The sequence below is a fragment of the Archangium minus genome, assembly GCF_044360475.1.
GTDB lineage: Bacteria > Myxococcota > Myxococcia > Myxococcales > Myxococcaceae > Archangium > Archangium minus.
Window position 1 is genome coordinate 9936451 of record NZ_CP043494.1, and the last position, 13775, is coordinate 9950225.

Below are 13775 nucleotides of genomic sequence, written 5' to 3' on the forward strand. Positions count from 1 at the left end.
AGAGGCTGGACAGTGGAATTATTCCTCCGGCGCCTCATTTCCCTCCACCACTGTTGCCCCGAGTTCTTTTGTCAGCCGCACCGGCTCCACCCCCGAGCGCTCCGCGATGACCCGGGCCAGCGGCTCCGCATGGGTCGTGACCCAGATTTGACTGTGCAGCGAGGCGTCCACGATGAGCCTTCCCAGCGGCGCCAACAAATCTGGGTGGAGGCTCGTCTCAGGCTCGTTGAGCGCGAGGAACGCGGGAGGTCTCGGGCTCAGCAGCGCCGCCAGGAGGCAGAGGTAGCGCAGCGTCCCGTCCGATAACTCACGCGCGGCGAGAGGACGCAGCAGTCCTGGCTGGTGGAGGAACAGGCTGAAGCGCCCCTGCGGCGCCTGCACCTCTACCCGCGAGCCCGGAAACGCATCCGAGACGGCGCGCTCGAGCCCCTTCTCGTCTCCGATTTCGATGATGGTCTGGAGGGCGGCGGCCAGGTCTCGCCCGTCATGAGCCAGTACGGGAGTGCGCACACCCACCTGCGGCGAGCGCTGGGGCGCCTCCGGATCGGTGCGGAAGTGGTGGTAGAAGCGCCACATCCGCAGCGTGCGCTGCAGCTCGGACAGGCGCGGGAAGCGGTGCGGCTCGGCGAGCTGGGACATCACCGACTCACCCTCCCAGAGCTGCACGGGGAAGGAGGTCCGGTTCCCTTCCGAGTCCCGGAGGAAAGCCGTGCGGTTCTTGCGCTCCATGAGCACCGCGCGCCGCTTGCCCTCGATGGACCAGAGGTGCTCCTCCTTCACCTCCGGGTCGAGGTTGAAGAGGCTGGAGGAGAATTCGTCCTTTCCACCCGCCGGCGGCACCGGACCGATGCTCAGCTCGTAGGCGAGGTCATCCAGGGTGACGCCCACGGTCATGCGCACAGGCTTCTTCTCGCGCGAGCCCGCCCACAGCACGCTCGGCACACCGCCCTCCTCCGCGAGCACCTGCGCCAGCCGCCCCTCGGCCGCCGCGGACAGGAGGAAGAGCGAGCGATAGAGGTTCGTCTTGCCACTGCCATTGGGCCCCACGATGACGGTGAGGGGACCCACGGGCAGCACGAGACTGCGCACGGAGCGGTACCCGGCGACTTCAAGCTGGGTGATGGCCATGGCGCCGCACCTTACGCCGCGAGCCACCTCACCGGAATCCACTACAGTCGAAGTGCACTGCACCTGGAGGAAGTCGAGGTATGTCCACCCGGCCCATGGCCCCAAGGCCGAGAAGTAGCCGACAGCCGAGCCTGCTCGTTCTCTTGCTGCTGACCGGATGCGCCACGGGCGGGCCGGCGGGGAGTGCTGGCCATTACGCGCAGACCACGGACTCGGCGACGAGCGGCTGCCTGCGCAACCCCGCCTGCTACACCACTCCGCCGGGAGAAGAGGCCATCATCCCCTGGCTGTCACGCGCTACGAGCGCGGTTCGCGCCACCACCACCGTGGCGATGATGCTGCAGGAGGCGGACATCAAAATCATCGAACGAGCCCTGACCGATTGCGCCCGGGCGGCGAACGAGCAGGTCAACCAGGAGGATGAAGAGCTCCGGGGGCAGGAGCCCACTCGGGAGCAGTGCAAGAAGGTGGTACGCCGAGAGGGAACCAGGGAGGTGACACGAGCCATGGAGCTAGGGACCAAGAAGCATGCACTGGCCCTCGACTGCGCACGAAAAGTCTTCGCGGAACGCTTCTCGGAGAACGTCCGCGTGGAGCCGACCTACCAGAAGGACCCGAACACGGGACAGTGGCGGTGGATCAACCCCGAGCAGGTGGAGGAGTGGCTACAGCTCGGGCTGACCAGCAAGCTCTGGGGCGCATTGGTTCCCGATATCGTCCTTCACGCATCGGGAAACCCGAATCAGGCTCAGCGCGTCTATGACTTCAAGTTCCCCTGCCCCGCCGACAACGCTCCTTCTTGGGGAGCATACGCAAAGGGCCATCCCCACCATCCAAAGAACCAGGAAAAGATGTACGCGGACGCGCTCCTTGGAGGCAAGAGTAAGCCCAAACCCATTACTCCCAAGGGAGCTCAGTGATGAGCGAACACTACCCGCGCATACGTATCGACAGGAGTATTGGGGAGAAACGCTACCTGTGCATCCGGGAGAGCGTGAGCATCACCTTCTACATGAAGCACTCCCACCAGGAGATAGTGCAGCAGGTGATACGCGCCCTAGAGATGTATCGCCGCGCGGTGAAGCCCCATGATCTTGGTTGGTATGCCGATCCGTACACGGGTGACTGGGATGAGCTCGATGACAAGGGATGGGCATACATCCGCCAGCATCTGTTCGAGGAGCCCGCCGCTTATCCGTGGCTGAGCGAATCTCCCAGTGAAACCACGGGCTACGAGTTCCTCTACGACGGCCTTCTGCTCAAGGTTCATGAGGGGGACCCCGCAAGCGCAGTGACCTTCTTCCTCCCCACTGAATACCTGGAGGAGCACGGCCCTGGGCGCGTGCGAGAGCTGGCACTGAAGCTGGCGGCGGAACTGCCCTTCAACTCCGGCCATGCAGGCCTTTGCTTCCACTTCCCGGACACCCTCCTCGGTATCACCCGCCCCATCCGCGATCTGGCCTTCCGGTACCCGGGCCTGGACATTCCAGGAGCACGCTCCGCTGCATCCTCGATTGGTACACGGGTGGACGGCGTGCACTGGCTGAACTTCCTGGGCCAATCCGTGTTGGGAGAATTGGGAGGCACCTCGAGCCTGCGCGCGCGCCTACACTCGCCCGACATCTCCGTACAGGAACTCAACGAAGCTCAGGCCCTGGTGACACTGGGGAAGTGGCCGGAGGCAGGCGACACGGAGAAGAGCCACACGCTCCCCGCCTACCGCGAGCTGGCGCATGTGCTGGAACCCTGGCTGTACAGGGAACGCCCGCTCTGGGATGGCTTCAGCGAAGAGGATCTCCGTCGGTGGGAGCGCCGTTTCCTCGACTGACGTTCGCCGCACAGCGCCAACGTTCACGAGATGACACTGCGACACGCGTGAAAACCCTCGGCGCATGAGGACTCGCGTTCCCAGATTTTGAGAGGGAGCGAGCCCCACGGAGGCACTGTTGCGCAGCTTGCTCGCCTGCCCTCCGGAAGGGATGTGAGCCGTGCACGAGACAACGCACGCGCGCATAGCGCCACACTCCCACACTCCCGGTGCCTGCGGGCCGTCGCTAGTTCTAGGCCCTCACGCGATATGCGTGCCTCGAACAAGGGGAATGGTCGTGGGACTGGAACACGCAACGCTCCGAGGCATCCTGCGGCACACGAGCCCGCTGATGAGCTGGCCACTCGTTGCCGCCCTCTGGGTGGCGCCCGCCCGGGCCGAGGAATCGGCGTCTGGACCGCAGAGCACGGTCCAGCAGAAGGACGGAGACATCTCCAATCTCGCCGAGAGCGCTTCCTCCCGGCCCCAGCTGGACTCCTCGCTGGACAGCGAGAGCGAGGAGGCCCCGCCCGAGTTCACCATCGGGCCCGCGGAGCCGGTGGCTCCCGGTGAGCGCCAGTGGGTGCGCAAGTTTGAGCGCTCGGACATCAAGTCCTACTTCGCCGAGGGAGAGCTCGCGAAGGCGAAGGCCGCGTATGACCGGGGTCGCTACCGCACCGCGCGCCAGTTGCTGGAGACCCACGAGGCCACGCCGCCGGTGCGCTACCTCCGGGCGATGAGCGCGCTGCGCATGGGCCAGTGGGCCACGGCGGCCGAGGAGTTCGCATCGCTGGCGGAGGCGCATCCGCCCCTGCGCGACTACTGCCACTTCGAGGCGGCGCGCGCCTATGAGCGGATGCGCAAGTGGACCGAGGCCATCCAGCACTACGGAGCCGTGTCCCCGGGCGCGCGGCGCTACGAGGATGCTCGCTTCGGCATGGCGTACATCCTCGAGAAGAAGAAGCGAGACTACGCCGGGGCCGTGGCGGCGCTCACCCCCATCGTCCAGACGGAGTCACCCAAGCCCAACAACCCCGCGCAGGCCGAGGCGTGGCTGACCATTGCCCGGCTGGCGCGCTACCAGGCCGACTACAACGGCGAGCACCGGGCGCACCTCGCGGTGTGGGCACTCCATCCCTTCTCCAAAGAGTCCTCCGCGGCCGTGAAGGGGCTGCGCGACCTGCCCTACGTGCCCAAGTGGAAGGTGGCGCGCGCCGAGACGCTGCTCTCCCTGCACCACAACCACGAGGCGATGGACATCCTGGAGCGGCTGCTTCCGAAGATGGAGCTGCCGGATCCGCTCGCCTGCCGCGCGCAGTTCGCCTACGGCACGGCCCTGCGCAAGGAGCGCAAGCACGCGCTGGCCATCCGCGCGCTGAGGCCCGTTGTCGAGCAGTGCCAGGACGCCAACCTCCGCCCGCGCGCGCTGTACGTGCTGGGCTACTCGGAATCGGTGGTGGAACCGGAGAGCTCCATCCCCACCTACCTGAAGCTGGCGCAGGACTATCCGCAGCATGCGTACGCGGATGACGCGCTCTTCTACGCGGCGCACAAGTCGCTGGAGCTGGGCAACAAGGTGGCGGCCATGGGCTACCTGGACCAGCTCATCGCCCACCACCCGGACGGCAACTTCGCGTCCGAGGCCCTCTTCCAGCGCTTCATGGTGCACCGCGCGGAGGGCCAGAACGAAGCGGCGCTCGAGGCACTCACGCGCATCGAGGAGCTCAAGGGCAAGGGCTCCACGCACGAGTCGGTGCAGCGGGCTCGCTACTGGCGCTCGCGCGTGCTGCTGGCGCTCAACCGCCCCGTGGAGGCGCACGCGCTGATGGAGCGGGTGGCGGCCGAGGGCGCGGCGACCTGGTACGGGCTGCTGGCGCGCTCGCGCCTGACGCACGAGGCTCCAGAGCGGGCCCGTGCCGTGCTGGATCGGCTGCGCAGCCCCCTCGCCAACGCGGACGTCTGGCCGCTGGATGCGGGCAACCTCGCGCAGGATCCGCACTTCGTCACCGGCATCGAGCTGCTGAAGCTGGAGCACCGCGAGGCGCCCTCGGAGCTGCTGGCCGTGGACCGCAAGGGTCGCAGCGAGGAGTCCATCCGGCTGCTCTTCCACATCCTCCACGCGTCCGGCTACGAGCGGTATGCACGCAGCATCGCCTGGGCCCTGCGGCGTGAAGGACTGGCCGCGCCCACCGAGGCCGAGACACGCCTCATCTACGCGGCGGCCTACCCGCACGCCTTCCGCAACCTGGTGGTGCAGCACAGCCGCGCGGCGCGCGTGCACCCGGACATCATGCAGGCCCTCATCCGCGAGGAGAGCGCCTTCAACCCCAACGCGCGCTCGCCCACGGGAGCGCTGGGGCTGTCCCAGCTCATGCCGGCCACGGCCTTCGCGGTGGCACGCCAGCTCAACGTGCCGCTGGCCACGCCCTCGGCGCTGCTCGAGCCGCGGGAGAACATCCGCCTCGGCTCGGCATACCTGGGCAGCCTGCAGCGGCGCTTCGCGGGCAACCCGGCCTACGCGGTGGCCAGCTACAACGCGGGCCCTGGCGCGGTGGACCGCTGGCTGTCGCGCTTCCCGGACTCCGAGCTGGACGAGTGGGTGGAGCGGATTCCCGTGGAGGAGACGCGCCTCTACGTCAAGCGGGTGCTCGGCAGCGCAGCGGCCTACCAGCTGCTCTACGCCTCCTCCTTCACCACGCTGGCCTTCGGGGAGCGCGGCTCCAATAATGCGGGCTCGCGCTGAGCCCCCGCATGTCCATCGACGAGATCCACGAGTCCAATACCCAGTTCCATGACTCCTGGCGCTTCTTCGCCAGGAACAGCGTCGCCGGAGAAGTGCTCGACCTGCCCGAGGTGAGCATCGCGTCGAGCAATGTGTCCTGGTCGATGATGAACGCGGCCTTCGTTCCGGCCCCGGTGGAGACGGAGGAGGCGCTGGAGCGGGCCGCAGCAGCTGCTGCCCGCTTCTTCCTCCCCAAGGGGCGGGGATGGATGCTGGCCCTGTGCGAGGACTGGGTACCGTCCCGGCTGCGTGAGCGAGCCGCCGCGCTCTTCGCGCCACATGGGCTCAAGCCGTCCCTGGTGGCCACGGGCATGGTGGCCGAGCGCCTCGCACCCGCCATGCGGCCCTTGCCGGTGATGGACGTGCGCCAGGCGAAGGACTCGCGGGGGCGGAGCGATCTCTCCGACGTCAACTCCCTCTGCTACGACGTGCCGCTCCCGGTGGGGCGCGAGGCCTTCGATGTGCCGGGCCTCTTCTCGGGCGACAGCAAGGGCTTCGTCGGCTACCGCCAGGGCGAGGCCGCCACCAGCGCCGCCGTCATCCGGGTGCAGGACGTGGCCTACATCGCGATGGTGGCCACCCTCCCCTCGCATCGGCAGCTCGGCTGCGCTGAGGCCGTCATGCGCCACGCGCTCGCCGAGGCGAAGCAGGCCTGGGGAATCGAGCGCACGGTGCTACACGCCACCCCGGCGGGACTGCCCGTGTACCGTCGTATGGGGTACCGGGCCGTCACGCGCTTCCACTTCTACATGGCAGAGCCTCCACCGCGCGGGTGAGGCGGTTCAGCGGCTGGCGGAGGGCAGCGCAAGCGCCCCCTGCAGCTCGCGCAGCTTCGCCTGGAGCGCACGAGCGTTGGCCGGCCCCATGCGCAGCAGGTGCTTCTGCGAAGCGCTGAGCTGCTCCAGCTCCGGGGCCGCGTAGGTGAAGTTCACCCCCGGCGTGTCCACCACCTCCAGGTCCCCCTCGGGCACCGGGGTGTCGAGCATCCGCTGGATGGCCTGGGAGAGCGTCTGGTCGAAGCGCTGACCGGGGCGGCTGATCTCCCCGTAGGCCTCGTCGATGAGCGGCTTGAGCGCCTTGTACGTGTGCGCGCTCGTCTGCGTATCGAGCGAGGTGATGACGCGCACCACGGGGTCATAGCGGGCGAAGCTCTCGGGGGCGATGACCGTGCGGCCATCGCGCTCGACGACCTGGAAGGCCCCCGGAGGCGCCATGAACGAGAGCGCGGCGCGCGGACTCTCGCCCTCGGCGATGTTGCCGACGGACGAGGTGAAGCGCCGGACCAGGTCCTCGGTGGAGGCGAGCCACTTCTGCATCAGGGGCTCGGGGGACAGCAGGCCCACGAGCTCGCGCACGCGGACATCACTCTGCCCCAGGGGCGGCATGCGCTGGGCTGGCGGTGCCTCGGCCCCAGCATCGGGAGTGGACGGCTCCGCGGCCGCCACAGGCTGCGCGGGAGGCGAAGCCGGGGCGGCAGTCGGCGCCTCCTTCCCACTCCACAGCAGGTACCCGCCAATACCCAGGAAGGCCACCACGCCGAGGCCGAGGGCGATGAGCAAGGACTTGCGCGACGGGGCGGCGGGCTGAGGTGCGCCGTCTCGAGGCTGCTGCGGCTGCGGGTCGCTCATGATTCCTCCAGGAAGGGGGTGTCTATTTCGCCACGTATTGCTCCAACCGGGCGATTCCCAGCTTCTTCATACGACTCTGCAGCGTGGAGGGTTTGAGACCCAACAACGCCGCGGCGCCTCCCGGGCCGTAGATGCGGCCCTGCGTCAGCGTCAGCACACGGAGGATGTGCTGGCGCTGCACCTCCTCCAGCGTGGGCACCGCGCCCGCTTGCAGCGGCGGAGCCTCCACCGTGCCGTCCACCGTCTCCGGCACGCGCAGCGGCAGATCGAACGCCTCGGCGCCCAGCTCCGGCTTGCGCGACAGGATGGTGGCGCGCTCCAGCGCGTTGGCCAGCTCGCGGATGTTGCCCGGCCAGTCGTACGCCGCGAGGCGGGCGATTCCCTCCGGCGTCACCCTCACGCCTCGCCGCCCGGTGCGCCGCGCCTGCTCCTCCAAGAGGAACGCGCAGAGCTGCGGCAGGTCCTCGAGCCGCTCGCGCAAGGGAGGCAGCCGTAGGGGGAAGACGCTCAGCCGGTAGTACAGGTCCTCCCGGAAGCGCCGCTCGGCGATGGCCTTCTGCAGGTCCACGTGCGTGGCCGCGAGGATCCGCACGTCCGCGCGCACCGTGCGGTCGCTCCCTACCGGCTCAAAGGTCTTCTCCTGCAAGGCACGCAACAGCTTGGCCTGCAGCTCCACCGGCAGCTCGCCCACCTCGTCCAGGAAGAGCGTGCCTCCATGCGCCATCTGGAAGCGACCGGCCCTGTCCCGCGTGGCGCCCGTGAAGGCCCCCTTCACATGGCCGAACAGCTCGCTCTCCAACAACCCCGCGGGGATGGCCGCGCAGTTGAGCGTCACGAAGGGCCCCTCTGCCCGAGCGCTCCAGCGGTGTACCGCTCGAGCCAGCCGCTCCTTGCCCGTGCCCGTCTCGCCCAGCACCAGCACCGGCGTCTCCGTCTCCGCCACCTGCCGTGCCCGCCGCGCCAGCTCGCGCACCGCCGCGTTGCGCGACGTCTCCAGCACCCCCACCTCATCCCCGCCCAGCTGCGCCTCCAGCAGCCGCGCGTGCTCGTGCTCCCTCCGGTGCAGCTGCTCGAAGGTGCTCTTCTGCTCCGTCTCCTGCAGCGACGTGGCCAGCATCTGTCCGTACACCTCCACCAAATCCACCACCGCCTGCGGGTATGTCTCGCACTCGGTCCGGTCCAAGGTCAGCAGCCCGTAGCAACGCTCCCCCGCGCACAACGGCACCACCATGCACGAGTGCCCCGGCGGCAGGTCCAACACCCCATCGAAGGGATCTCCGTCCCCGTGCGCATGGTCCTCGTGGGTGAAGGCCCGCGCCCGGCGCGTCTCCAGGGCCTGGCGCAGCGTGGGGAAGTCCGTCAGCTTCAGCTCGTGGCGCCGCACCTGCTCCGAGGCCAGCGGCCCCCGCGCCGCCACCGCCACCAGCTTTCCTTCTCGCAACAAGAAGAGCGTCGCCAGGTCGAAGCGCACCACGCGCGTGAGCCAGTCCAGGCCCCGGCGCAACAGCTCCGCCACCGTCTCTTCCGAGGTCGCCAGCTCGATCAGGTCCCGGGCTTCCCTACGAAGTTCCGCCCGTGTCAGCGCAACGATGTCATCCGCCATGCGTCAGCTTAAATAACCGGAGCGCCACCGAAATGTCAGTGGCGTCGGTCACCGATATTTCGGTATGTACCGAACCGGCAGCGTCGTTCGTGAAGTGGGAAGGAGTCAACCCTCTGGAATCATTGGTGGAGTTTCCCTGGCACGAACGCTGCTCCAAGTAGTACGCGAATCGAACCTGTCCGGCCCGCCAGCAGGCGGGCCTCAACCCCGAAGGAGTCGAACCAAATGCTGACCGTTGGCGACAAGCTTCCCGCGTTCAACCTCACGGCCGCCGTGAGCCTCGAGAAGGGCAAGGAGTTCAAGGACATCAACCAGGACTCCTACAAGGGGAAGTGGCTGGTCCTCTTCGCCTGGCCCAAGGACTTCACCTTCATCTGCCCGACCGAGATCGCCGAGTTCGGTAAGCGCGATAAGGACTTCCAGGACCGCAACGCGCAGGTGCTCGGCCTGAGCACCGACAGCGAGTACGTGCACCACGCGTGGCGCACGCACCACCCGGACCTGAAGAACCTGCCCTTCCCGATGCTGGCGGACATCAAGCGCGAGCTGAGCGCGGCGCTGGGCATCCTGCACAAGGAAGCGGGCGTGGCGCTGCGCGCGACCTTCATCGTGGACCCCCAGGGCATCATCCGGCACGTGTCGGTGAACGACCTGTCGGTGGGCCGTAACGTGAGCGAGGTGCTCCGCACGCTGGACGCGTTCCAGACGGACGAGCTCTGCCCCTGCAACTGGCAGAAGGGCGAGGAGACCCTCACCAAGAAGCTGGCGAAGGCGGGGTAATACGCCATGGCGTCGCTCGAAGTCGTTCGTGGTGAGTTGGCGGATGCCCACAGGGACACCCGGCTGAATCTCCAGTCGGTACTGGAGAACAACAGTCTCACCCCCGAGCAGCGCTGGGGGGTGGCGGTGGGCAGTGCCTACGCGGCTCGCAATGAGCTGCTCAAGAAGGCCCTGCTCAACGAGGCCCGTCAGGCGCTGGGCGAGAAGGCCGAGAACGTCATCGAGGACGCGCGCGCCGCGGCCTCGCTGATGGGGATGAACAACGTCTACTACCGGTTCCGCCACATGGTGGGGAAGGAGTCGTACTCCACCAAGCGGGCCGGCCTGCGGATGAATCGGCTGGTGCAGGTGCTCACCAACAAGGTGGACTTCGAGCTCGTCTGCCTGGCGGTGAGCGCCATCAACGGCTGTGAGACGTGCGTCCAGGCCCACGAGAAGGTCGTCATCGAGGGCGGCCTCTCGGAGGACCAGGTGCACGACGCCGTCCGCATCGCCGCGGTCATCCACGCGGCGGCGGTGGGTCTCGAGTCGTAGTAGGCGTTCCGCTTCATGCTGACATCAGACGCGCCCTCCGGTGGAAACGCCGGGGGGCGCGTCGCTTTTGGCGTCCACGCATCCAAAGAAGCAAACGAACACGAAAGGAACGAACGCATGTACCGCAGCCCGAGCCCTCTTCCCGAGCAGACCCGCTCCGCCGTCTCCGCCACCCTCAACGAGCGGCTGGCCGATGGTCTGGACTTGCACAGTCAGATCAAGGTCGCCCACTGGAACATCAAGGGCCCGCAGTTCGCGGCGCTCCATCCGCTCTTCGAGACCTTCGCCGTCAGCCTGGCGACCCACAACGACTCCGTCGCCGAGCGCGCGGTGACGCTGGGTGGGAAGGCGTACGGAACGACCCGGCACGTGGCGAAGACGAGCCGCATCCCGGACTATCCACAGGACACGACGAAGGACCTCGAGCACGTGCGGTTGTTGGCCGAGCGCATCGAGGCGTACCTGACCGGCGTGCGCGAGAGCCGCAAGGTGGCCGAGCAGCACCAGGACACGGACACGGTGGACCTGCTCACCGGCATCATCACCGAGTTCGAGAAGCACGCCTGGTTCCTGCGCGCCTCGCTGGAGAGCTGAGCCCGGACACCCCGCTCCTTCCAGGAGCCGAGTCTGGCCCGGGCTCCTGGAAGCAGGTGTGCCTTACTGCCGCGGAGCCTCGTCCGTCTGGTTCGCGGCATCGTCGGTCGGACCCTCATCGATGACCTGGGAGTCCTCCTTCACGTCGCCGGAGCCACCGGCCGCATCACCGGAGCCACTGGCCGCATCACCGGAGCCACCGGTGGCCTGGTCCTGAGCCGGGGTCTTCGGCTCGTCACCGCCGGGCTCCTCCTGGACATCCCACTTCTGCCCGTCCGGAGTGGTCACCGTGCTGTGGGAGCCACTGTCACTGGAGGTCTCGCCGTCATAGACGGTGGGCGCGCCCTGACGATCCTGGCGAGCCTGCTCCTCGCCGATGATCTCCTCCATGGAGGGCTCGTCAGCGCTCCGCGCCTTCGAGGTGTTGGCACAGCCCCAGAGACCGAGCACCGCGGTGGCAGCCAGGATGGAAAGCTTCTTCACGTTGCATCTCCTTGTCCGAGTCGTCCCCGAACAAGGTGGATGCCCTCCAGTCGGAGGCAAGGCGGCGAGCGGGCACTCCGAGCAGGGCCCGGACGCCCGCTCGCCTTCTCTGGCCCTTAGCGGGCCTGATCACCCGCGACGGACTGCTCGCCACCCAGGCCCATCTGGTGCAGCGAGAAGGCCCACAGGTCGGTGTACTCCTCGATGATCTTGCTCGTGGGTTTGCCCGCGCCATGGCCGGCCTTGGTCTCGATGCGGATGAGCACCGGGGCCTCGCCGGTCTGCGCCGCCTGGGCCGCCGCCGTGAACTTGAAGCTGTGGCCCGGCACCACGCGGTCATCGTGGTCCGCGGTGTGGACGAGCATCGCGGGGTAGCGCGCCGGCTTCAGGTTATGCAGCGGCGAGTACGCATGGAGCGCCTTGAACTCCTCCGGGTTCTCCGCGGAGCCGAAGTCGCTCGTCCACGCCCAGCCGATGGTGAACTTGTGGAAGCGCAGCATGTCCATCACGCCCACGCCCGGCAGGGCCACGCCGAACAGGTCCGGACGCTGCGTCACTGCCGCGCCCACCAGCAGGCCACCGTTAGACCGACCGTTGATGGCCAGACGCGGGGTGGACGTGTACTTGTTGGAGATGAGCCACTCGGCCGCGGCGATGAAGTCGTCGAAGACGTTCTGCTTCTTCAGCTTCGTGCCGGCCTCGTGCCACTCGCGGCCGTACTCACCACCGCCGCGCAGGTTGGCCACGGCGTAGACGCCGCCCTGCTCCATCCACACCAGGTTGGCCACGTTGAAGCCCGGCGTCATCGGCGCGTTGAAGCCGCCGTAGCCGTAGAGCAGCGTGGGGTTCGTCCCATCCAGCTTCAGCCCCTTCTTGTGGCTGAGGAACATGGGGACGCGGGTGCCGTCCTTGCTCGTGTAGAAGATCTGCTTCGTCTCGTACTGCGACGGGTCGAACTTCACCGTCGGCGCCTTGAACACCTCGCTCTGACCCTTCTTCAAGTCATAGCGGTAGATGGTGGTCGGCGAGGTGTAGCTGGAGTAGGCGTAGAAGGTCTCCGTGTCCTCGCGCTTACCGCCAAGGCCGAAGACGGTGCCCAGGCCCGGCAGCGGCAGCTCGCCCGCGGGCTTGCCGTCACGCGAGTACAGGCGCACCTGCGAGTGCGCGTCCTTCATCACGTTGACGAGGAACTGGTCGTTGACGAGGCTCACCGTGGAGAGGGTCTCCTCACCCTGGGGGATGACCTCCTTCCAGTTCTTGCGCTCCGGCTTGCGCAGATCGATCGCCACGACGCGGCCACGCGGCGCGTCCAGGTCCGTCTGGAACCAGAAGAGCGGACCGTCGTTGCCGATCAGGCCGTACTCGGCGTCCCACTCCTTGAGGAGCTCGACGACCTTGGCCTTGGGGTCCTTGAGGTCCTTGTAGAAGACGAGGTTCTTCTGCTCGGTGCCGCGCGTGACGTTGATGACCAGGTAGCGCCCGTCATCGGTGACGTGGCCGCCGAAGCCCCACTCCTTCTGGTCCTTGCGCTCGTAGACGAGGACGTCCTCGCTCTGCGGCGTGCCCAGCTTGTGGAAGTAGAGTTTCTGGTAGTAGTTGGTCCCGCTGAGCGCCTCGCCGGCCTTGGGCTCGTCATAGCGGCTGTAGAAGAAGCCCTTGCCGTCCTTCGTCCACGAAGAACCCGAGAACTTCACCCACTTGACGATGTCCGGCAGATCCTTGCCCGTGCGCACGTCACGCACGCGGATCTCCTTCCAGTCACTGCCGGCGGAGGCCACGCCGTACGCCAGCAGGTTGCCATCCTGGGTGATGTCCACGCCCGCCAGGGCCACCGTGCCATCCGCGGACAGCGTGTTCGGATCGAGCAGCACCCGGGGCTCGGCTCCGAGCGAGTCGGCCGTGTAGAGCACCGACTGGTTCTGCAGGCCGTTGTTGCGGCTGAAGAAGTAACGGGAGCCCTCACGCCAGGGCACCCCGTACTTCTCGTAGTCCCACAGCTCGGTCATCCGCTGCTTGATGCGGGCGCGAACGGGGATCTTCTCCAGATAGCCGAAGGTGAGCTGGTTCTCGGCTTCAATCCACTGGCGAGACTCGGGGGAGTCCGGGTTCTCCAGCCAGCGGTACGGATCGGCCACTTCGGTACCGTGGTAGTTGTCGACCACGGTGTCCTTGCGCGCCATCGGATAGCGCAGACGAACAGGAGCCTGGGCAGTGGCGGACGAGGCGGCCCCGGATTCGGAGGCCTGCGACGCGCTGGGGGCCTGGGCTTCCAGCTGCGTCGGGGCATGGCTGCAGTGCGTGAGCCAGAGGGCGCACGCGACGGCGGAGAATGCGCGAATTTTCATGGTGCGCGCGAACCTACCAGCCCGGGGACGTATTTCCGAAACGGGGCATGACTCACCGCGTCGGAACCGCCCCCGGGCGCGCACCCTCAGG

12 protein-coding genes are annotated in these 13775 nt (G+C 67.6%); 7 read left to right on the top strand and 5 right to left on the bottom strand.

Annotated features, from left to right (window positions below; translation table 11 throughout):
* Positions 1–18 precede the first annotated feature (18 nt).
* Entirely contained in the window at positions 19–1128 is a 1110-nt protein-coding gene (locus F0U60_RS40575) for an AAA family ATPase (protein WP_395807936.1), read from the bottom strand.
* 80 nt (positions 1129–1208) lie between these two features.
* Between F0U60_RS40575 and F0U60_RS40580 the strand changes: the two genes are divergently transcribed.
* From F0U60_RS40580 to F0U60_RS40595, 4 genes are all read left to right on the top strand, one after another.
* The gene (locus tag F0U60_RS40580; protein ID WP_395807938.1) at positions 1209–2048 is read left to right on the top strand and encodes a hypothetical protein; all 840 of its coding nucleotides are present in this window, start codon (positions 1209–1211) and stop codon (positions 2046–2048) included.
* Positions 2048–2956 carry a DUF3396 domain-containing protein gene (locus tag F0U60_RS40585; protein ID WP_395807940.1) on the top strand — a complete coding sequence of 303 codons (909 nt, stop codon included), beginning with the start codon at positions 2048–2050 and terminating at the stop codon, positions 2954–2956. The genes F0U60_RS40580 and F0U60_RS40585 overlap by 1 nt, the downstream gene beginning before the upstream one ends.
* Positions 2957–3287: 331 nt before the next feature.
* Positions 3288–5678 (top strand): transglycosylase SLT domain-containing protein, encoded by a 2391-nt coding sequence (locus F0U60_RS40590; protein ID WP_395807942.1) that lies wholly within the window; start codon positions 3288–3290, stop codon positions 5676–5678.
* Positions 5679–5686: 8 nt separating this feature from the next.
* Complete coding sequence (locus F0U60_RS40595) at positions 5687–6493, top strand: GNAT family N-acetyltransferase (protein WP_395807944.1); 807 nt, start codon at positions 5687–5689, stop codon at positions 6491–6493.
* A gap of 6 nt (positions 6494–6499) precedes the next feature.
* Here the strand turns inward: F0U60_RS40595 and F0U60_RS40600 are convergent, their stop codons facing one another.
* Together F0U60_RS40600 and F0U60_RS40605 are read right to left on the bottom strand one after the other, a co-directional pair.
* Positions 6500–7345 (bottom strand): DUF3014 domain-containing protein, encoded by an 846-nt coding sequence (locus tag F0U60_RS40600; protein ID WP_395807946.1) that lies wholly within the window; start codon positions 7343–7345, stop codon positions 6500–6502.
* A gap of 22 nt (positions 7346–7367) precedes the next feature.
* Positions 7368–8948 carry a sigma 54-interacting transcriptional regulator gene (locus tag F0U60_RS40605; protein ID WP_395807948.1) on the bottom strand — a complete coding sequence of 527 codons (1581 nt, stop codon included), beginning with the start codon at positions 8946–8948 and terminating at the stop codon, positions 7368–7370.
* A 225-nt stretch (positions 8949–9173) separates the two neighbouring features.
* On the opposite strand from F0U60_RS40605, the gene F0U60_RS40610 reads away from it, so the two are divergent.
* The 3 genes from F0U60_RS40610 to dps are packed head-to-tail and all read left to right on the top strand — an operon-like array spanning position 9174 to position 10856.
* A complete protein-coding gene (locus F0U60_RS40610; protein ID WP_395807950.1) occupies positions 9174–9728 on the top strand; it encodes a peroxiredoxin in 555 nt (184 codons plus the stop codon).
* A 6-nt stretch (positions 9729–9734) separates the two neighbouring features.
* Positions 9735–10262 carry a carboxymuconolactone decarboxylase family protein gene (locus F0U60_RS40615; RefSeq protein ID WP_395807952.1) on the top strand — a complete coding sequence of 176 codons (528 nt, stop codon included), beginning with the start codon at positions 9735–9737 and terminating at the stop codon, positions 10260–10262.
* Positions 10263–10277: 15 nt separating this feature from the next.
* Positions 10278–10856, top strand: coding sequence for a DNA starvation/stationary phase protection protein Dps (gene dps, locus F0U60_RS40620; RefSeq protein WP_395807954.1), 579 nt, complete (start codon positions 10278–10280; stop codon positions 10854–10856).
* 63 nt (positions 10857–10919) lie between these two features.
* On the opposite strand, the gene F0U60_RS40625 is transcribed toward dps, so the two are convergent.
* Together F0U60_RS40625 and F0U60_RS40630 are read right to left on the bottom strand one after the other, a co-directional pair.
* Complete coding sequence (locus F0U60_RS40625; RefSeq protein ID WP_395807956.1) at positions 10920–11339, bottom strand: hypothetical protein; 420 nt, start codon at positions 11337–11339, stop codon at positions 10920–10922.
* Between the two features lie 116 nt (positions 11340–11455).
* The gene (locus F0U60_RS40630) at positions 11456–13684 is read right to left on the bottom strand and encodes a prolyl oligopeptidase family protein (RefSeq protein WP_395807958.1); all 2229 of its coding nucleotides are present in this window, start codon (positions 13682–13684) and stop codon (positions 11456–11458) included.
* Positions 13685–13775 lie beyond the last annotated feature (91 nt).